Here is a 19,749-nt window from a genome sequence, read left to right as displayed (position 1 = left end):
TCATCCATCGCCGCCCTCATCCAGCGGCATCTGAGCACCAGGAGTTCGCCCATGGAGCGATACCTGAACCTGTCCGAGCTGGCCTACGTGCGCCACCGAGCCGCTGAGCTGCTGAGCTGCCGTCGCCCCCGTAACGCGGGGCGCGTGCGCACCTACGCCGCTACTCCCCGAACCCAGGCCGAGGGTCGGCCGCCTAGTTCGCCCCGGCAGCCGCAGGTCCCCGGGCCCCGGCGCCCCCTGGACGCCGCACCCCTCGATGTCCTCCACACGGTCCTGGTGGGATTGCGCCAGCCGGGGGTGGCGCTCTGATGCTCGACACCTGCACCGCAGACCTGCTCACTGCCGCCGAAGACGCCCTCCGCGCCCCCGCGCACCTGGCCCCGCAACAGCTCTCCGAGTGGCACGCCCACACCCTGCGCAACCGGCTCCCGCTCATCCGGGACGCCCTGCGCATCGCCCGCCAGGAAGGCGACGCCGAGCTGGCCACCCAGCTCATCGACCAGGCCGTCGCCGACCACCCCTCCTGTCCGGTCCCGCCGCCCCGCACAGCCAAGGCAACCGGGAATGGGAGTGACGGGGCGCGCCTGCGCCTTCCCATGCACAAGAGCGCAACCTCCGAGAGCGAGCTGCCCATCCCCGAGCACGTCCTGTGCTCGCTGCTCTACCGGCACTGGACCATGACCGTCGAGGGCCAACCGCCCGACGAGGTCTACGTGGGTCGGCGCCCCTTCGGCTGGTCGGGCCAGGGCGACCCCTTCGAGCGGATCACCGCACCCACCCGCACCCAGCTCCTGCGCCTGCTCGCCCACCGCCACCTGGGCATCAACCCCAAGAAGCCCGGCGGCCCGAAGCCACCCACCGCCTGAACCCGCCAACCCCGCACGCCCGCCGAGGCACCCAGCACTCTTCCCGGACCCGGCGGGCGCGCGGCCCCCAGACCTAGTACTCCAGCACCGCCCCACCCCGACGGCGCTGTGCAACGGAAGGCAAGGCATGGCCACCACCACAACCGACACCCGGCTGCGACCAGTGCTGAACGCGCCCCGGGGCCACCGCTTCTCCCGCCCCGGCTCCTCCATCCGTACCGACCCTCGCCGGACGGAACCCCGCCCTACGGACCCTCGTCCCACGCAAGCCCGACCCGAGTCGCACCAGGCCCGCCGGGAACGGCTGCTGCGGCAGATGCAGGGCAACCCGAAGGTCGCCTACATGCTCGAACACGGCGCCGTCCCCCACTGGGTGACGGTCGCCCGCCAACGGCGGGAACGAGCCGAGCGGGAAGCCGAACAGGCTCGGGAGGCCGTCGAGCCCCCGCCCGAAGCCCCTCCGGAGTTCCCCTCCGCTTCCCGGGGCCGCCACCGGGCCCCGCGCCGGTGGTGGGCCTGGCCAGCCCTGGCCCTGAGCACGGCCCTGCTCTCGGGGAACCAGGCGATGGAAGCGATAGCAGAAGCAGCCTTCCAAACCGGCGGGCTCCCGCTCTGACCACTGCGGTGACGTGGCCGCCGCCCCAGTCAGTTGGCTCGGGGCGGCGGACCGGGCTCAGGAGCCGTCGAAGACCAGCGTGGACGCCGCCGTGCCCGCGTGGCCGAACACCAGGTACAGGTCGCGCACACCGGTGACCCGCTCGACCGGGAAGCGGACCTCCACGAAGTCGTAGGCCCCCTCCCCCTGCGGCACCCCGACCTCGCCGATGACCGGGCCGGTTTCCGGGTCGTCCAAGCGCAACAGCACGGTGGTCGAACGGGACCCGTTGAGGCCGACCCGGCACTCGGAAACGCCTTCGCCCAGGTCTACATCGCGGAAGGCCGCCCACGCACCGTCCACTGCGGCACGGACCGCGTCCGCGGGGACCTCCGACCCCACGGCAACCGGCTCCGGGGCGACCGGGCACAGCCGCAGCCCTCGGGCCTCGTCGAACCGGTCCGCGGCCCACCGGACACGGGCGTCGCGCGGGCCGACGGCCTCTCCCGGCACATCCAGGGGCACGGCGGCCGCGATGTCCAGCGCCGAACGCCCCACCAGGACCTCCCGCGGCGCCTCCTCCACCACGAAGCGGTCGCCGATGGTGTCCCAGGTCGCCAGCGCCTCGACGTCGAACCCGACCCGGGCGACCTCGGTGGCCCCCGGTTCGACCCGCACCCGGGCGAAGCCGCGCAGGGCCCGGGAGGGCTGCCGCACCCGGGACCCGGTCTGCCGCGTGTAGACCTGGACGACCTCCTCGGCGGCGCGCGCACCGGTGTTGGCGAGGGCCACGGTGACCGTGACCCGGCCGTCGGCGACCGACACCTCGGGGGTGCCGTACTCGGCGCGCCCGTACCCGAGGCCGTGCCCGAAGGGGTACAGCGGCCGCCCCTCGAAGTACAGGTAGGTCGAGCGGGCGGAGATGACGTCGTAGTCCAGCAGGTCGGGCAGGTCGTCGGTGTCCCGGTACCAGGTCTGGGTGAGGCGGCCCGAGGGTTCGGCCCGCCCCAGCAGGACGTCGGCCAGCGCCCTGCCGTATTCCTGTCCGCCGTGCGCGGACCAGACGACCGCCGAAAGGTGGGTGTCTGCCCAGGTCACCGCATACGGGTACCCGCTGCACAGGACGAGGACGGTCGACGGGTTGGCCTCGTGGACCGCCCGCAGCACACGCTCCTGCCCGGTCGGCAGGTCCAGGTCGGCGCGGTCCTCGGTCTCCCGCCCGTTGACCATGGGGTGGTCGCCGGCCACCACGACGGCGGTGTCGGCGCGTGCCGCGGCCTCGGCGGCGGCCCGGGCGCCGGTGCCCAGACCGTGGATCCGGAAGGCCGCCCCCTCCTCCGCCGGTGCGTCGGCACCCGCCATGCGAAGGCCGCCGTCGTCGGCGACGGTGACGGAACGGCCGGTGTGCACCTGGGCGAGCCGGAACCGGCCGTCCGGCAGTTCGGTGAGGCGGAAGGTCTGGCGGACCTCCCAGGTACCCGGTCCGGGTGCGGTGCAGGCGAGGGTCGACCCCGGCCCCTCGTCGACGTATCGGCCGGTGTCGGCCGAACGCAGGGCGTGCGCGCCGCCGCCCCAGTCGAAGAGGGCGAATTCCGCGGTCTCTTCGGTCCCTTCGGGCCATTCGGAAGCGCCGACCACCCGGAGCCGGCCTTCGGCGTCGAGGACCACCCGGCCGGCGTCGGCCTCCAGGGTGATCCGGTCGGTGCCCTCGACGAACTCCACCTCGCAGTCCTCGGCCAGCCCCTGGCGAGCGGTCACGGCGTAGGGCAGGGTCCCGCAGTACCAGTCCTCCAGGACGCTGTCGGCGAGCTGCCCCACGACCGCGATCCGGGTGCGTTCGCGCAGGGGCAGCAGTCCGTCGTTGCGCAGCAGGGTGAACGAGCGGGTGGCGGCCTCCCGGGCCAGTTCACGGTGTTCGGGGCTGTGCAGTGCGCCCTCGGGGACCGCTTCCGGGTCGGGTTCGCCCAGCCGGAGGCGGACCGAGAGCACGTTGCGGACCGCCTCGTCGACGTCCTCCTGGGAGAGCAGGCCCCGGTCGAGGGCCTTCCGCAGGTGCGCGAGGGTGGCCTCGGGCCGGTCGTCGTCCTGGGTGAAGCTGTCCAGCCCCGCCCGCAGCGCGTGGGCGTAGGCGGTGGGGCCGTCGGGGTGGAATCCCTGGAGTCCGAACAGGTTGCCCGGGGCGTGGGCGTCGCTGACGACGAGGAGCCGGCCGGGAGCGGCGCGGCGCAGGACCCCGTTGACGAGCGGGCTCAGGTGGGCCGGTCGGCCGTTGACCAGGTTGTAGGAGGGCATGACGGCCAGCGCCACCCCCTCCCGTAGTGCGGGCAGGAATGCGGGGAGTTCGTACTCGCGCAGGACTCGCGGGGGCAGGTCGCTGGAGGTGGTGCAGCGGTCGGTCTCGTTGTTGTAGCCGAGGAAGTGTTTGAGGGTGGGCGCGGTGCGCGGCTGTGGGCCGTCACCGATCAGTCCGCGGGCGTAGGCGGCGCCGAGGAGTCCGGTGAGCCAGGGGTCCTCGGAGTACCCCTCCTCGTTGCGCCCCCACCGGGGGTCGCGGAGCGGGTTGACGACGGGTGCCCACACGTTGCGCCCGGCACGGGGGTCCCGGCCCCGCACGGCGAGGAGTTCGGTGGCGGTTGCCTCGCCGACCCTGCGGAGCAGGTCGGTGTCCCAGGCGGCGGCCAGGCCGACGGCTTGGGGGAAGACCGTGGCCTCACCGAGCCAGGCCAGGCCGTGCAGCGCCTCCGTGCCCGTATGGAAGTCGGTGAGGCCGAGCCGTTCGACCGGTGCCTGGTGTTGGTGGAGCAGGCCAAGGCGCTCTTCGGGGGTGAGCCGCCGAAGCAGCTCCTCGACCCGTTCGGCGATCGAGGGCTCGGTGGTGCCGTAAGTCTGTCGGGGGGTGCTCATCAGCGGTGTCTCCCTGCTGAGGTGGTCCTCGTCGATCAAAATCGAAACGCTTCGACTTTAACCCGCACAAGGCCTTGTGTGGCAGATCACTCTGGAGTAATTTGACTCTTCAATCGGGCCACTCAATTCATAGCAAAATGGTCTGGCGATTCCTACCCCCGGGTTTTGCCGCCCGGGCCGATCGAAGGAACGGCCGAGATGTCCTACCCCCCGACACCGGTACAGAGCCGACGTCGCTTCCTCCGCCTGATGGGCGCCTCAGGCGCAGCCCTCTTCTCCACCCGAATGCTCTCCGCTTGTTCCGGCGGCGATACCGGCGGAGGCGGATCCGCCTCCGCTTCCACAGACCTCGACGAGCTGATCCCCACCTTCCGTGCCTTCGAAGGGGCCGTCCCCGACATCCTCGGGGTCGACGGCGCCCCCGACGGATTCACCGCCTACCCGGACTCCTTCGTCCAAGGCACCGACGGCGTGCGGGGCTCGGGCGGCCAGTACACGGCGATGACACCCATGTGGGGCCCGCTCCCGCCCGGACTGGGCTCCAACTCCTTCTACGACTACGTCAACGAGAAGATCGGCGCGACGGTCGAGTTCAACTTCCAGGACGGCAACACGATCGTCGACAAGATGAACGCCGTCATCGCGGGCCGGGACATCGCCGACATCACGATGTTCCCCGACTGGACGATCAACCTGATCCCCCAGTTCAACCGGGCCGTCGGCGAACTGTTCGAGGATCTGGGCCCTTACCTTTCCGGGGACGCGGCCCTGGCCTACCCCATGCTCGCCAACCTGGACAGCGACGCCTGGCGGGCCAACGTCTTCAACGAGCGGCTTCAGGGCATCCCCTGGCCCTCGGAGCCCTTCAGCGACTGGGTCCTCTACCGGCGCGACCTGCTGGAGGACGAGTACGGGCTGGCCACCCCCACCACCGCCGAGGAGCTGTTCGAGCTCGGCAAGGAGGTCAACGACCCCGACAACGACCGCTGGGCCTTCGACGACTTCACCCTGACCGCCCGCCAGATCTTCGGCGCGCCCCGGCAGTGGCGGTACGAGAACGGCGAGCTCGTGCACATGTTCGAGACGGAGGAGTGGCGCGCGAGCGTGGAGTTCATGCGCCGCGTCTTCGACGCCGGGCTCGTCCACCCCGACATGGTGGCCCAGGGCGACAACTCCAAGGAACTCCTCAACTCCGGGCAGCTGATCTTCGCCCAGGACGGCCTGGGCGGCTGGCACGAGGCCTACGGGCAGATGCTCGGCGACAACCCGGACTTCCGCCTCGACCTGATGCCCGTGTTCGGCCACGACGGCGGGGACCCGCTGATGCACCTGAACGACCCCTCCCTGCAGTCCGTGCTGATCCGCAAGGACATGGACCCCGAACAGGTGGAGGAGATCCTCGCCGTCATCAACTTCTGCGCCGCGCCCTTCGGCACGCAGGAGTACATGGACTACCGGTACGGGGAGGAGGGGGTCCACTTCGAGTTCAACGACGACGGGGCGCCCGAACTCACCGACCTGGGCAACACCGAGGTCAACGACGGCTACTACTTCATCAGCGGACGGCCGCCCGCGGTCAGCGAGAGCCAGTACCCGGACTTCGTGGACTGGAAGACCAGCTGGTTCAACGACGCGATCGCCTACGCCGGCGAGGACCCGTTCGCCGGCATCCGCATCCAGCTGCCCGAGCGCTTCTCGGGCGCCGAGATGCCCCTGACCGACCGGGTGGAGAACATCATCCGCGGCCGCGAGGACCTGTCCGCCCTGGACGACGCGGTCGACGAGTGGCGGCGCGACGGCGGAGACGAAGGCCGGGAGTTCTTCTACGAGGTCCTCCAGGAGCACGGTCGTGACTGACCGCGCGGGCAGCACGGACACCGCCGTCGCGTCTCCGCCACCCGAGGGCGGGACGGGCGGCGGCCGTCCCGCGCACCGTCCGGACCGGCCGAAGAAACGGCGCACCTCCGGCCCGGGGCTCGGGGCCCGGATGCGCCGCGACTGGCAACTGCTGCTGATGACCGTCCCGGCCATCGGGCTGCTCGCGGTGTTCCACTACGTGCCGACCATGGGCAACATCATCGCCTTCCAGAACTACAACCCCTGGGACGGCGTCACCGGCAGCCCGTGGGTGGGGTTCGCCCAGTTCGAGCAGCTCTTCGGCGACCCCCGCTTCTGGCGCGCAGCGGGCAACACGCTCATGATCGCCGGCGTGCAGCTGGTGTTCTTCTTCCCCATCCCGATCGCGCTGGCGATCCTGTTGGACAGCGTGATCAGCCCCCGGCTGCGCCTGATCCTGCAGAGCATCGTGTACATGCCGCACTTCTTCTCCTGGGTACTGGTGGTGACGCTGTTCCAGCAGATCCTGGGCGGGGCAGGCCTGTTCTCCCAGTGGTTGCGGCAGAACGGGTACGGGCCGCTGGAGATCATGTCGAACCCGGACGCCTTCCTGTTCGTGGTCACCTCGCAGATGGTGTGGAAGGACGCGGGTTGGGGGACGATCATCTTCCTCGCGGCCCTGGCCGCCATCAACCCGAACCTCTACGAGTCCGCGGCCGTGGACGGGGCGAGCCGGTGGCAGCGGATCTGGCACATCACCCTGCCCGGTCTGCGCCCGGTGATCATCCTGCTGCTCATCCTCAAGCTCGGCGACATCCTCAACGTCGGCTTCGAGCAGTTCTTCCTGCAGCGGGACGCGTTCGGCTCCCGCGTGTCCGAGGTGCTCGACACCTTCATCTACCACCAGACGCTGGTCACCGGGAACTTCAGCGCGGGGGCCGTGGCCGGCCTGGTCAAGGGCCTGGTCGGACTCGTGCTGATCCTGATCGCCAACAAGGTGGCCCACAAGATGGGCGAGGACGGGATCTACAGACGCTCATGAGTACTCTCTTCCAGGACCGCCCCGTGTGGGCGGAACGACCGAGCCTCCCTGAACGCCTGGCGAAGAACACCGTCCTCACGGGCATCGCGCTGGTCGTGCTCTTCCCCTTGTACGTGGTGGTGCTGACCAGCCTGTCGACCGCTTCGGCGGTGAACGCGGCGGGCGGCCTGGTGGTGGTCCCCGACGGACTGTCGTTGCAGGCCTACGCGGACCTGTTCAGCGGCGGCGTCGTCACCCGGGCCGTGTCCGTGAGCCTGGGGGTCACCTTCGTGGGGACCGCGGTGAGCCTGGGCGCGACCATCCTGGCCGCCTACGGGCTCTCCCAACCGGGCTCCCTCTGGCACCGCCCCCTGCTGTTCGCGGTACTGCTGACCTTCCTGTTCGCCCCCGGGATGATCCCGGTGTACCTGCTGATCAGCGACCTGGGACTGATCGACAGCTACTGGTCGCTGATCCTGCCCACGGCCGTCAACGCGTTCAACCTCGTGGTGATGCGGGCGTTCTTCATGAACCTGCCCCGGGAGATCTCCGACAGCGCGCGTGTGGACGGGGCGAGCGAGTGGACCATCCTGACCCGCTTGGTGCTGCCGATGTCCAAGGGTGTCGTCGCGGTGATCGGTCTGTTCTACGCGGTGGGCTACTGGAACGCCTTCTTCAACGCCATCCTGTACATCAACGACAACGCCAAGTGGCCGCTGCAGCTGGTGCTGCGCCAGTACGTGCAGCAGGGCCAGCAGCTCAGCTCCAGCTCGGTGGTGGGCGAGGCCGTCCAAGGCACCGCCTCGGCGCCGAACCTGGCCATCCAGATGGCGATCGTGGTGGTGGCCCTGGTGCCGGTCATGTTCATCTACCCGCTGGTGCAGAAGCACTTCACCAAGGGCGTCATCATCGGCGCCGTCAAGGGCTGAGTGCCGGACGGCGCTCGAACGACACGCACAAGAGGGGGCCGGGAACCGACGCGCGCGGATCCCGGCCCCTACCCCTACACCGTGTGTCAGGCGGGATCGCCGTAGATGATCCCGCGTCCGTTGGTACCGATGTAGACGCGTCCGTGGACGTCCGGGTCGCCGGTGATCACGGACCCGGTCCAGCCCCACTGGTTCTCGTCGTCGTTGATCCGCAGCCAGGAGTCCCCGGCGTCGTCGGAGCGGAAGATGCCGCGCACCCCGTCGATCCGGGAGCTGGTGTACACGGCCGGGTAGTCCTCACCCGGCGCGGGCGCGCCGAAGCCGACCGCGTCGCCCTCGTCGACCTCCTCGATCCGCTCGAAGGTATCCCCGGCGTCCGTGGTGCGCCACATGCCGTAGGCGTCGTCCTCGGCCCCGCCGGCGACCCACACGTCGCCGCTGTGGCCGGGCACCGCCCCGAAGCGGACGTCGCTCTCGACGGGCAGTTCGCCGAAGTCGGAGGCGGTGAAGGTCTCCCCGCCGTCGGTGCTGGTGTGGAAGACGCCGTCGGCGATCGCGTAGAAGAGGTCCGGGTCGTCCCGGTCGGCCTCCACCCGCGCGCCCTCGGGGACGCCGTCGGCGGCGGTCCAGGACGAGCCCTGGGTGGTGGACACGTGCACGCCGGTCCCCTCGGGGCTCCAGACCACGGAAGAGCCGTCGGCGGCCACGGCGACCGTTCCGCCGCCGCTCACCCCGTCGGGCTCCTGACCCTCCCACCAGGTGTCGCCGCCGTCGTCGGAGACCCCGATGTGCGAGGTTTCGTCGTCCTCGGCGTCACCGGTGCGCACCACCAGCTCCGGGGCGAGTTCGGCGAAGTCCACGCTCATGCCGTTGCCCCAGTAGGGCTGGTGGTGCATCTCGTCGGGGACCTCGTCGAGGTCGTGGTGGGCGAAGCCGCCGATGTCGGCCATGACCGAGACCAGCGGGCCGCCGGGCAGGGCGGCGAGGTCGTGGATGGAGGTCTCCTCCAGGCCGTGGACCTTCACCTCGATGTCGAACGCGGTGTCGGAATCCCAGTTCGTGAGGTTGTCGCTGCCGTAGATGGTGGCACCGGTGCCGTACATGAAGCGGTCGGAGTCGAACGGGTCGATCGACATGCCCTGGGTCATCCAACCCAGCTTGGGCTGGGTCTCGGGGGGTTCGGCCTCGCCGCCGAAGTCCAGCCAGGGCGCGGTGGAGATGTCCATCTCGTAGCGGTTCTCCCGCTCGGGGTAGTCGCTGTAGTCCCACGCCTGCGTCCACGTCTCGCCGCGGTCGGTGCTGCGGAAGATCTGGATGTCCGGCCACCAGGAGATCTGGGTGGCCACCATGAGCGTGTCCGGGTTCTGCCGGTCTACGGTGAGACCGCCGTAGCCGAACTCGTTGTCCTCGGAGTCGGACGGGACCGGGCTGACCAGGGTCCACTCCTCCTCGTCGACGTCGTAGCGCCACAGGTCGCCGGAGTCGCCGTCGTAGGGGCCGGGGGTGGCGGTGGTGGCTACGTAGAGCTGTCCGCCTTCGTGGTCCAGGACTCCGTGTGCGGGCAGGTGGCCAGTGGGTGCGCCGGGCAGGGCCTCCCAGCTCTCGCCGCCGTCCTGGCTGCGGTAGACGGTGTTCTCCAGGTCGGCGACGCCCACATAGACGTCCTGGGTGACCGAACCCTCCGACCCGGTGCGCTGATCGAACTCCACCCAGGTCACACCGGTGATGTCGTCGTGCACGCCATAGGGGTCGTCGGGGTCCTCCACGTAGTCGCCGGGGTTGGGGAACTCCTCGACCTCGGCCCAGGTCTCACCGTGGTCGGTGCTGCGCCACAGGCCGTGGCCGCCTCGGGCCCCGAAGTACACGACGCTGTTGTCGTTGGGGTCGACCATGAGGCGTTCGCCCAGGCCGCGGCCGGGCATGTTCCCGCCGAGCTTGAAGGGCAGTTCGGTGGCCTCCCAGGTCTCGCCCCGGTCGTCGGAGCGCAGGATGGCGCCGTTGTTCGGGTCCCAGTCGTTGGTGTAGGTGCCGGCCGCGGCGTAGACGCGATCCGGGTCGACCGGGTCGGTGGCGAGGCTGACGATGCCGGTCCAGCCCCAGTCGTCCCAGCCGATCCAGTCGAGCATGGACTGCCAGCGCTCGGTGTCGGGGTCCAGGCGGTAGGCGCCGCCGATGTCGGTGCGCGCGTAGACCAGGTCGGCTTCGGTCTCGTTGAAGACGATGTTCGGGACGAAGCCGCCACCGGCGATCTGGGCGTTGTCCCAGTCGTAGGCGGTTTCCGCGGTGGCGGCGACGGGCGACGCCTCGTGCACGCCGTTCGCCGCTCCGAGAGAGGCGGCGAGGGCGAGGGCGGCCGTACCGGCTAAAGCGGCCACTCCCACGTGGGAGCGCTTCCATCTGTACTGGTGAGGTGTCCTGGATCCGGGCATGAGCGGGGCTCCTCGCTAGGGGGTCCAACCCGCCGGGCCGTGCGAAGAACCTCGCCCGGCGGGAATTGTGGTGCCAGTGTGTATTCGCCCCGACGGAACGTCAACGGGGGTTGTGCGGATTATTTCGAAGCGATTCGATACCGACATTCAACGATTCGGCAATTGCCCCAGGACACATGTGGTGATCCCTTCTTCCAACCACAGCCTCCGGTCTCCGTCCGGCATGCGCACAAGCAGTGGTCCGCCCTCGATCGAGCGCAGCTCCACCGACACCCGGCCGGCGCCCCACTCCAGCCGCTCCACCACCACCCCTCCACGGGCGCGCAGCCCCTCCACCGAGCCCGAAGACCAGTCCTCGGGGAGCGCCGGCAGGACCTCCAACCGCCCCTCCCCCGAACCCAGCAGCATGGCCGCCACCAGCGCCGGGTATCCGCCGGCGATGTCCACGTTGAAGATCCGGCCGCGGTTGTGTGTGGGTACCAGGGTCGGGCGCCAGTACCGGTCGGTCAGCAGGGACAGCGCCTCGTGGGCCGGTTCCGCCATGCCCAGCGCCGCGGCAGCCAGCCCCAGCTGCACCAGGCCGAAGGCCATCTCGTCCGACTCGGCCCCCCGCCACCACGCCAGGCGGGCGTGCACCGCGCGGGAGGCCGCGTCGGCCAGGGCTGGGTCGGCGAAGGCCGGGTCCCGCTCGTACCAGAGCGGATACAGGTGGGAGGCGTGCCGGTGCACGTGCCGGTCTTCCTGGCGCACCGGACCCGCCGGGCCCGCCCACTCCGCGAGTTCACCGGCGGCGTTGATCCGGTACGCGGGCAGCCGGGCGAGCAGCCCGGCCCACCGACGCGCGCCGGGCAGGCCGAGGATCCGGTGGGCCCGTATCAGGTTGCGCAGCAGGTCGCGGACGGCGGCCACGTCCATGGTCGCGTTCACGCAGGCCTGCCCGTCGCCGTCGGCGGGGGTGTTCTCCGGCGAGTAGGAGGGTGAGAACCCGTCCGGGCCCAGGAAGTCCTCGTGGAATCTCGCGGCCTCGGTGAGGAAGGGGAGGGCGCGGCGGCGCAGGAAGCCGCGGTCCCGGGTGTGGGCGAAGTGGTCCCAGTACAGGCGGCCCAGCCAGGCCGCCCCGGCGGTCCAGCAGGTCAGGCACCACTCGGGGCCGAAGTGGTTGGCCCGCCCGCTCGTGGAGGCGTGCGCAGGAAGCAGCAGACCGCGGCAGCCGTAGAGGCGCCGCGCGTTCTCCCGCAGGTCGTCGGCGTAGCCGTCCAGCAGGTCGAACAGGCCGGTCATCAGCTCGGGGGTGCCGGTGGGGTGCAGGGCGGACACCGCGACGGGAAGGTTGCCGTCGAAGGTGTAGCCGGAGCGCCAGGGCGGGTCGTAGGTGCCGCTCCACACCCCTTGAAGGGTGGGCGGGAGGTCCCCGCAGGCGGAGACGGCCGCGTACCGGCCGGCGTCGACGTGCCGGGCGACCCGCTCCCCCGAGTCCCCGGCCAACCGGATCCGGAACCGGCCCATGAGGTCGGCGTGCAGCCGGCGGTGCCGTTCCAGGAGGTGCGCCGGTGATCCGGTGGGCGGTTCGGACACCCGTGGGCGCTGCTCCTCGCCGGGTCCGCCCGCCCCGGCACGGGCCCGGCGCACCTCACTTCGGGCCGGGTCCACCTCGGTACGGGCCCGGAGCACGAGTCGCCGCACCCCTCGCAGGACCAGGTGATCCCCCGAGGCCCGGACCGTGCCGCCCACGGCCTCGGCCGCGCAGGTCACCGTGTACCCGGTGACCGCCCCGGGCGGTGCCTCCGGGAAGGCCGCGCGCAGCACGAGGCGCTCGGCGGTGGCCTCCACCCGGGCACGGAGCGGGACCGGCGCCTCCTCGGGCAGGGTTCCCAGGGCGAGGGTTCCGTCCAGCCCTTCCAGCCGGGCGAGTTCGATGACCGCCACGTCGTCGGCGCGGGAGACGAAGACGCGGTGCACGCTCCCGTCCGGCGGCTCCTCGGTGACCACTCCGGTGTCCAGGTCGCAGGAACGGACCACCGGACCGGGCAAGGGGTTCTCGGGGACGAAGGACAGCTCGGCCGCCCCGACCAGCGGGTCGATCCAGTGTGTTCCCTCGTAGCCCTCCCCCTCCGCGATCCCCGCGATCCGCTCGGCCACCGCACGGGAGCGCCCCCGCCGCAGAAGGGCTCGCACCTCCGGCAGTGCGGGGGCGGTGAACGGTGCGGGGAGGGCGGTCCGGACCGGCAGGAAGAGCCGTTCGTGGCAGAGCGTCACGCGCAGGCGGTCGGGGCTAGAGTGCACGAGTGCGCCCTGTCGGCCGTTTCCGCTGATCAGCGCATCCTCCCAGTCGAGGACCGGGCTCTGCGTACGAATAGTGCGGGCTCTGGGACTGTCGCTTGGGAGATTCAAGGGGCATCCTTACCGAGTCGAAGCGATTCGAAGGAGCGTGAACCCATGCCCGTCCTGTGGTTCGGCGGTGACCACAACCCCGAGCAGTGGCCCGAGGAGGTGCGTGCCGAGGACATGAGTCTGATGCGTCGCGCCGGCGTGAACCTGGTGACGCTGGGGGTGTTCTCTTGGGCACTGCTGGAGCCCCGCGAAGGCGAGTTCGACTTCGCCTGGCTCGACCGCGAACTCGACCGGTTGGCCGACGCGGGCGTGGGCGCCGCCCTGGCCACCCCCACCGCCTCGCCGCCACCTTGGCTGAGCCTCGCGTACCCGGACGCGCTGCCGGTCACCGCCGACGGGGTACGGCTGACCCACGGCAGCCGGGACACCTACGACGTGACCTCCCCCGCCTACCTCGCGGCGTGCGACCGGATCGTGCGCGCCCTGGCCGAACGGTACTCCGGCCACCCGGCACTGCGGATGTGGCACGTGCACAACGAGTACGGCACCTGGACGCACTCCGCCCACGCCGACGCCGCGTTCCGGGCCTGGCTCCGGCAGCGGCACAGGGACCTGGACAGGCTGAACGAGGCCTGGACCACGGCGTTCTGGGGACAGGGCTACTCCGCCTGGGAGCAGATCCGGACCCCGCGCGCCACCCAGTACCTGGCCAACCCCGCGCACGTGCTGGACTTCCGGCGCTTCCTGTCCGACGCGATGCTCGACCACTACCTGGCCCAGCGGTCGGTCCTGAAGGCCGCGAACCCCCAGGTCCCGGTGACCACGAACCTCGCCTTCGGCGGCTGGGTGCCGGTGGACCCGTGGCGGTGGGCCGAACACATGGACCTGGTGGCGGTGGACGACTACCCCTCCGAGCCGGGGGCGGCCGCGGCCGAGCAGACCGCCTTCGCCGCGGACCTGGCCCGGTCGTACGCCGCCCGCGTCCCCGGTGAAGGGCGCCCGTGGCTGCTGACGGAGCAGGCCGCCGGGGTCGTGTACACCGGAGGCCGGACCGTGGCCAAGGCCCGCGGTGAGATCCTCCGGCACAGCCTTTCGCACGTCGCGCGCGGCTCGCGCGGGGCGATGTTCTTCCAGTGGCGGGCCTCCCGCGGCGGGGCCGAGCAGTGGATCTCGGGGATGGTTCCGCACGCCGGCCCGGAGTCGAGGATCTTCCGCGAAGTGTGCGAGCTCGGCGCGGTGGTGCCCAGGATCGCCGGGGCGGCCGACGCCGAGGTCCCGGTCGACGCGGCGGTGACCTGGGACCCGGAGTCGTGGTGGGCGATGGACGCGGCGTCGTTGCCGGACCGGGGACTGAGCCACGAGACGGCGGTCCGGCAGGTGCACCGGGCGCTGTGGCGGTCGGGCCGCACGGTCGACTTCGTCCGCCCGGACCGCTCCCTCCTGGACGTGCCGCTGCTGGTCGTGCCCGCGCTCTATCTGGTGTCGGACGACGCCGCCCGGCACCTCACCGGCTACGTGGAACGGGGCGGGACCCTGGTGGTGACCCCGTTCAGCGGGATCGCCGACCAACACCGCACAGTGCTGGTCGGGGGCTACCCGGGGGCGCTGCGCGACCTGCTCGGGGTGCGGGTGGAGGAGCAGCGGCCCGCCCCCGAGTGCGAGGTAGCGGAAACCGACCTCGGCCCGGTCCGCGGTTGGACCGAGGCGGTCCATACGGACGGGGCCGAGGCCGTGGCACGGTACCGGTCGGGCGAACTGGCCGGCCTCCCGCTGCTGACGAGGCGGCAGCGGGGCGCCGGCACCGCCTGGTACCTGTCCGCCCGCCTCGGCGACGCTGAGCTGGGTGCCCTGCTGACCGGGATCGGGCCCCGGGCCACCGCCGCCGACCTGCGTCCGGTGTCGGCGGCGGCACCGGAGTCGGCACAGGCACCGGTGCCGGAGGGCACCGCCGGGGAGCCGACCGTGGAGGTGGTACGGCGCACGGACGGGGAGAGCCGGTGGGTGTTCCTGCTCAACCACACCGACGCCCCCTGTCCCGTCGACCCCGCCGCCCTGGGGGTCGGTTCCGATGCCGAGGACCTGGTGCGGGCCGCACCGGTCGACGGGCTGGTGGTCCCGGGCGGCGGGGTCGCGGTCGTGCACGACCTCAGCCGGTGATCGGGAGGTCCGCACCCTCCCGCAGCAGGACGGGTACACGGTCCAGCGGGGCGTCGACGGTGACGACCCGTCCGCCCCGGTGGGCCCGACCCGTCCACGGGTCGGTCCACGAGGCCCCCTCCGGAAGGTAGACGTCCCTGGTCCGCGCCCCGTACTCGGTGACGGGGGCCACCAGGACGTCCGGGCCGAACAGGAAGACGTCGCCCTCCGGCCAGGCGTTCGGGTCCTCCGGGAAGTCGACGAACAGCGGACGCATCGGCGGCAGACCGGTCTCGTGGGCCACCCGCATCTGCTCCATCACGTAGGGACGCAGGCGCTCCCGCAGGAACAGCAGGTCACGCAGCAGCTCGTAGACCTCCTCGCCGTAGGACCAGATCTCGTTGGGGCCGCCGGACATCTCCGGGTACAGGTCGTGGGTGAACGGCTCCCGGTAACCGTGCAGGCGGAACAGCGGGCAGAACACGCCGTACTGGAACCAGCGGACCATCAGTTCCCGGTACTCGGGGGACTCCTGGTCGCCGCCGTGGAAACCGCCGATGTCCGTCGTCCACCAGGGGATGCCCGACATCGCGACGTTGAGCCCTGCCCGGACCTGGGCCTTCAGGGACCCGAACGTCGGTGCGATGTCGCCCGACCACAGCGCGGCGCCGTACCTCTGGATGCCGGCCCAAGCGGAGCGGCACAGGGTGATGACCTCCTCCTCACCGGCTTCGAGCATGCCCTCGTGGAAGGCGCGCGCGTGTTCGAGCGGGTAGAGGTTGCCGACCTCGGTTCCCGGGCCCGCGTGGTAGCGCAGGTTCTCCGGGTGGCCCGGCTTGAGCTCGGGTTCACAGGCGTCCAGCCACCAGACCCGGATGCCGAGGGAGTGGTAGTTGTCGCGGATCCGGTCCCACAGGAAGGCGCGGGCGTCGGGGTTGGTGGGGTCGTAGAAGGCCACCTGTACGTGGGAGTCCACCCCCTTGTCGGCCCAGTCGGCGTGCACCGGCGGCCCCTGTTCGGTGGCCACGAGGTAGCCGCGGGACAGCATCTCGTCGTGGTTCTCGCTCAGCGGGCTCACCGAGGGCCACACGGACACCATGAGCTCAACCCCCATCCCGCGGAGTTCGGCGACCATGCCCTCGGGGTCGGGCCACTCCGCCGGGTCGAACTTCCATTCGCCCAGGTGGGGCCAGTGGAAGAAGTCGCTGACGATCACCGACAGCGGCAGCCCTCGGCGCCGGTACTCGCGGGCGACCTCCATGAGTTCGGCCTGGGTGCGGTAGCGAAGCTTGGACTGCCAGAAGCCGGAGGCGAACTCGGGCAGCATCGGCGCGTGCCCGGTGGCCTCCGCGTAGCGGGCCAGGATTCCGGCCGGACCGTCGCCGCCGGTGACCCAGTAGTCGATCTGGCGTGCGCTGTCGCTGACCCAGCGGGTGCCGTTGTCGGCCAACTCGACCCTGCCGGTGGCGGGACTGTTCCAGAGCATCCCGTAGCCGCGTGAGGACACCAGGAAGGGGACGCTCACCTCGGCGTTGCGCTGGACGAGGTCGACGACCGCGCCCTTCTGGTCGAACAGGCCGTGAGTGTGCTGGCCCAGACCGTGGACGCGCTCGTCCTCGTAGGCCTTGAAGCGCTGCTCGATCCGGTAGTAGCCGTTGCCCGTGGAGGTGTAGACGCGGGGGCCGGGCCACCAGAAGTGGGCGCGTTCCTCAGCGATCAGCTCCACGCCCTCGCGGGTGAAGCGGAGCATCCCGTCCGCGGTCACCTCCAGGGTGAGTGAACCGCTGACCAATACGGCGGTTGCACCGAGGCTGACCTTGCCCGTGCTCGGTGAGCTTTCGACGAGCGCACCGGGCAGGTCTTCTCGGATGTGGGACAGGCCGGCGCGGACGCGGATGCCGTCGGCCCCCCACGCCTGGGCGCGCAGAACCTGGTGACTGCCGCGCCACTCGAAACCGTTCTCGATCTCGTTGAACACGTGGTGTCCTTCCGATAGGGGGTGTGGAGGGTCGTGAACCGTATTGTCGAAGCGCTTCGATAACGGGTCTGGGTCAGGGGCGTCGGAAAAAGGTTCAGGAGCGGGCCAGGGGAGGTCGGGGAGAGGATCAGGGTCGGCGGACGGTACTGCCCCGTTCGGTCAGCCGCGGCTCCAGCAGGGTGACCCCCTCCAGTCCGCGGCCGTCGATCTTGTCCATGAGGAGGTCGACCGCGCGCCCGCCCAGCTCCTCGGCGGGCAACTCCACCGAGGTCAGCGGCGGCACCCCGGCGGGCACCGGACCGATCACCACGGTGGACGGCTCCGCGGCTACGTTCCCCTGGTCGGCGAAGGCCTCCAACAGCGGACCGACGGAGGGTTCGTTGTGGATGATGACCCCGGTGAGTCCGGGGCGTGTTTCCCGGAGGTCGGCGGCGACCTGGCGGGCCGTCCCCGGGGAGCAGGGGTGGTGGGAGGCGCGGATACCGCGCCTCGCCGCGGCCGCCTCGAACCCGGACAGGGTCCGCTCGGCGAAACCGGTGCGCCGTTCGTACACCGACGGAGGCTGGCCGACGAGGGCGATTTCGGTGTGCCCCAGGTCCGCCAGGTGGTCCACGCAGAGCGCACCGGCGGCGGCGAAGTCGAGGTCGACGCAGGTCAGAGCTTCGGTGTCTTCGGGAACCCCGATGAGCACGGAGGGCAGGTCGAGGGAGCGCAGGAGCGGGACGCGTGCGTCGTCGGCCTCCACGTCCATGACGACGATCCCGTCCACCATGGCGCCGCCCGAGACCCGGTGCAGACCGTCGGGGCCCTCGCCCTGAGTGAGGAGGAGGACGTCGTGGTCGTGGCCGCGTGCCGCGGTGACGACGGAGACCGCGAACTGCATCGCGACGGGGACGTGGACGTCGTCGCGCAGGGGGACCACGAGGGCGATGACGTTGCTGCGACGGCTGGCCAGGGAACGGGCCCCGGCGTGGGGGCGGTAGCCCAGGGCCTCGACACTGTCGCGCACCCGGCGTGCGGTCGTCTCGGAGATGGAGCGTTTACCGCTGAGGACATAGGAGACCGTGCTCGGTGAAACCCCGGCGTGCTTGGCCACTTCGGAGATCCGCACCGCACCGTCCTGTCCGTAGTCGAATCGATTCGAAGAGATATTACGCACCCCGTCACGCACGCGCAATGCCCGAACCGTCGGGACGGGGCAGCCGACGGGGTCCGGCCGAGGACGCCGCCACGCGGTCTTCCCTGTCGTCCATGCGGCCGCTCTCCGCCCGCCCGTGCGGGCACCGGGTCACTTCTTGCTCGGCTTGGTGTACAGGAGAGCGTAACGCCACATGAGCAGGCGCCGCAGCCGCGCCCCGGGGAGGTGCTCGGCGGCGGCGATCCCGGTCTCGCGCAGGCTCAGGCTCGGATCGCGCATAGGCATCATTTCCAGGTGCCGGTCGGCGTCCGCCGTCGGGACCCCGGCCAACGGGCGGGCGAGCCGCAGACCGGCGCCCACGAACCACTGCGGCCCCAGGGCGGCCAGGGACGCCGCCAGGTCGGCCACGCCCTCCTCGCGGTAGAGGCCCAGAACAGCCAGGACCCCGCCGGGGGCCAAGAGGGCGGCCATCCGGTCCAGCGTCGGGCCGAACGGCATGTGGTGGACGGTCGCGACCGCGCTGACGTAGTCGTAGGCGCCGGGGACGAGTTGGGCGTCCTCGAGCGCGTCGGCCTGGTAGTTCACCGGCAGGCGGCCCGGTGTGCGCGTTCTCGCGAGGGAGATCATCTCGTCGGAGGGGTCGATCGCGTCGACGGTCAACCCGTGCAGCGCCAACCGGCGGGCGAAGCGGCCTTCACCGCAGCCGATGTCCAGCGCCCGGCCCGCGTGCGGGGGCACCGCCCGCAGGAGGTAGTCGTGGTAGTGGCTGTTGTGGTCCCAAGAGAGGTCGATGGGGCTCGGGGGGAGAATTCGACTCATACCACTGGAGGCTAACCGGCCCGGCCTCCGGCATCCAGGGAATCGCCGAGACCGACCGGGCCGGTTGCGCGCTCAGGGCGATCAGATCCGGGGTTCAGGGGCGTCCGGGCCTCGTGCGCCCCTCTCACGGGCATCGTAGAGCTCGGCGAAGTCGCGGGCGCGCTGGCGGTAGCGCTTGGCCCACGGGCCGAGGAAGACCAGGTAGGAGGCGAAGAGCAGAGCCATCCCCACCTGCCACCAGAAGTTGAGGCCGGTTTCCCCGATGGAGTAGTTGAGCACGGCCAACCCGGCGAAGAGCAGTGCCCCGACGAGGCTCATGGCGTTGATGGCCTTGGGCGAGTTGACCTTGGCTTCGGCCTGGGCCGCGACGATCCGGGCGGCCCGGTTGACGGGCTCGTCCTCGTGGAGGCCACCCCTGCGCATTTGGCGCTTGGCCTCGAGGAGATCGACTGGATCGGTGTCCGGCGGCAGGGTCGACGTGCCCAGCATGCGGCGCATCACGCGCGGCATGAACAGGATCAGGAAGCCGCACAGGACCAGGAGGGGCACCAACATCCCGACGAGGGGGAACACCAGGAGTGCTGGGTCTCCACCCACGGCGAGGAAGACCGTCACCATGGGAAGCAGCATCGCGGCAGCGATGACCAGGGAGGCCCTGACGGCGTATCCGCGCGGATTGTTCTGCGCGTAGATCTGCATCTGGCCGAACAGGGCCCTGGGATGTCGGCGAGCGGACCGGGGGTGTGTCGTGTGCTCGTTCATGTCCC

At 71.1% G+C, this 19,749-nt stretch carries 14 protein-coding genes; 7 read left to right on the top strand and 7 right to left on the bottom strand.

Annotation, left to right across the window (positions count from 1 at the left end; all coding sequences use genetic code 11):
• Positions 1-51 precede the first annotated feature (51 nt).
• The 3 genes from ACYVD1_RS20665 to ACYVD1_RS20655 all read left to right on the top strand — a co-directional run bounded on the left by ACYVD1_RS20665 (position 52) and on the right by ACYVD1_RS20655 (position 1,482).
• Positions 52-309 (top strand): hypothetical protein, encoded by a 258-nt coding sequence (locus ACYVD1_RS20665; RefSeq protein ID WP_460775311.1) that lies wholly within the window; start codon positions 52-54, stop codon positions 307-309.
• Entirely contained in the window at positions 309-866 is a 558-nt protein-coding gene (locus tag ACYVD1_RS20660; RefSeq protein WP_460775308.1) for a hypothetical protein, read from the top strand. The genes ACYVD1_RS20665 and ACYVD1_RS20660 overlap by 1 nt, the downstream gene beginning before the upstream one ends.
• A 127-nt stretch (positions 867-993) precedes the next feature.
• Positions 994-1,482 (top strand): hypothetical protein, encoded by a 489-nt coding sequence (locus ACYVD1_RS20655; RefSeq protein ID WP_460775304.1) that lies wholly within the window; start codon positions 994-996, stop codon positions 1,480-1,482.
• A 57-nt stretch (positions 1,483-1,539) separates the two neighbouring features.
• Here the strand turns inward: ACYVD1_RS20655 and ACYVD1_RS20650 are convergent, their stop codons facing one another.
• Positions 1,540-4,365 (bottom strand): glycoside hydrolase family 3 C-terminal domain-containing protein, encoded by a 2,826-nt coding sequence (locus tag ACYVD1_RS20650; RefSeq protein WP_460775302.1) that lies wholly within the window; start codon positions 4,363-4,365, stop codon positions 1,540-1,542.
• Positions 4,366-4,563: 198 nt separating this feature from the next.
• On the opposite strand from ACYVD1_RS20650, the gene ACYVD1_RS20645 reads away from it, so the two are divergent.
• The 3 genes from ACYVD1_RS20645 to ACYVD1_RS20635 are packed head-to-tail and all read left to right on the top strand — an operon-like array spanning position 4,564 to position 8,151.
• A complete protein-coding gene (locus ACYVD1_RS20645) occupies positions 4,564-6,222 on the top strand; it encodes an extracellular solute-binding protein (RefSeq protein ID WP_460775299.1) in 1,659 nt (552 codons plus the stop codon).
• Positions 6,215-7,243 carry an ABC transporter permease gene (locus ACYVD1_RS20640; protein ID WP_460757705.1) on the top strand — a complete coding sequence of 343 codons (1,029 nt, stop codon included), beginning with the start codon at positions 6,215-6,217 and terminating at the stop codon, positions 7,241-7,243. Before ACYVD1_RS20645 ends, ACYVD1_RS20640 begins: the two co-directional genes overlap by 8 nt.
• The gene (locus tag ACYVD1_RS20635; protein ID WP_460757704.1) at positions 7,240-8,151 is read left to right on the top strand and encodes a carbohydrate ABC transporter permease; all 912 of its coding nucleotides are present in this window, start codon (positions 7,240-7,242) and stop codon (positions 8,149-8,151) included. The genes ACYVD1_RS20640 and ACYVD1_RS20635 overlap by 4 nt, the downstream gene beginning before the upstream one ends.
• Positions 8,152-8,237: 86 nt before the next feature.
• Here the strand turns inward: ACYVD1_RS20635 and ACYVD1_RS20630 are convergent, their stop codons facing one another.
• Together ACYVD1_RS20630 and ACYVD1_RS20625 are read right to left on the bottom strand one after the other, a co-directional pair.
• On the bottom strand, positions 8,238-10,580 hold the full coding sequence (locus ACYVD1_RS20630; protein ID WP_460775296.1) for a xyloglucanase: 2,343 nt from the start codon (positions 10,578-10,580) through the stop codon (positions 8,238-8,240).
• Between the two features lie 147 nt (positions 10,581-10,727).
• Positions 10,728-12,971 carry a glycosyl hydrolase family 95 catalytic domain-containing protein gene (locus ACYVD1_RS20625; protein ID WP_460775292.1) on the bottom strand — a complete coding sequence of 748 codons (2,244 nt, stop codon included), beginning with the start codon at positions 12,969-12,971 and terminating at the stop codon, positions 10,728-10,730.
• Between the two features lie 45 nt (positions 12,972-13,016).
• Here ACYVD1_RS20625 and ACYVD1_RS20620 point away from each other — a divergent pair, with 45 nt between their 5' ends.
• The gene (locus tag ACYVD1_RS20620; RefSeq protein ID WP_460775290.1) at positions 13,017-15,068 is read left to right on the top strand and encodes a beta-galactosidase; all 2,052 of its coding nucleotides are present in this window, start codon (positions 13,017-13,019) and stop codon (positions 15,066-15,068) included.
• Here the strand turns inward: ACYVD1_RS20620 and ACYVD1_RS20615 are convergent.
• The 4 genes from ACYVD1_RS20615 to ACYVD1_RS20600 form a co-directional block, all read right to left on the bottom strand.
• Complete coding sequence (locus tag ACYVD1_RS20615) at positions 15,058-17,025, bottom strand: glycoside hydrolase family 31 protein (protein WP_460775286.1); 1,968 nt, start codon at positions 17,023-17,025, stop codon at positions 15,058-15,060. The genes ACYVD1_RS20620 and ACYVD1_RS20615 overlap by 11 nt on opposite strands.
• 127 nt (positions 17,026-17,152) lie before the next feature.
• The gene (locus ACYVD1_RS20610; RefSeq protein WP_460775283.1) at positions 17,153-18,136 is read right to left on the bottom strand and encodes a LacI family DNA-binding transcriptional regulator; all 984 of its coding nucleotides are present in this window, start codon (positions 18,134-18,136) and stop codon (positions 17,153-17,155) included.
• A gap of 177 nt (positions 18,137-18,313) precedes the next feature.
• Positions 18,314-18,982 carry a class I SAM-dependent methyltransferase gene (locus ACYVD1_RS20605; RefSeq protein ID WP_460775279.1) on the bottom strand — a complete coding sequence of 223 codons (669 nt, stop codon included), beginning with the start codon at positions 18,980-18,982 and terminating at the stop codon, positions 18,314-18,316.
• Positions 18,983-19,063: 81 nt separating this feature from the next.
• A complete protein-coding gene (locus ACYVD1_RS20600; protein ID WP_460775277.1) occupies positions 19,064-19,744 on the bottom strand; it encodes a hypothetical protein in 681 nt (226 codons plus the stop codon).
• Positions 19,745-19,749: the final 5 nt, after the last annotated feature.

Source organism: Nocardiopsis nanhaiensis (genome assembly GCF_054778635.1).
The sequence above is the reverse complement of the archived record's forward strand: the minus strand, read 5'-3'. Positions and strand labels throughout refer to the sequence as shown.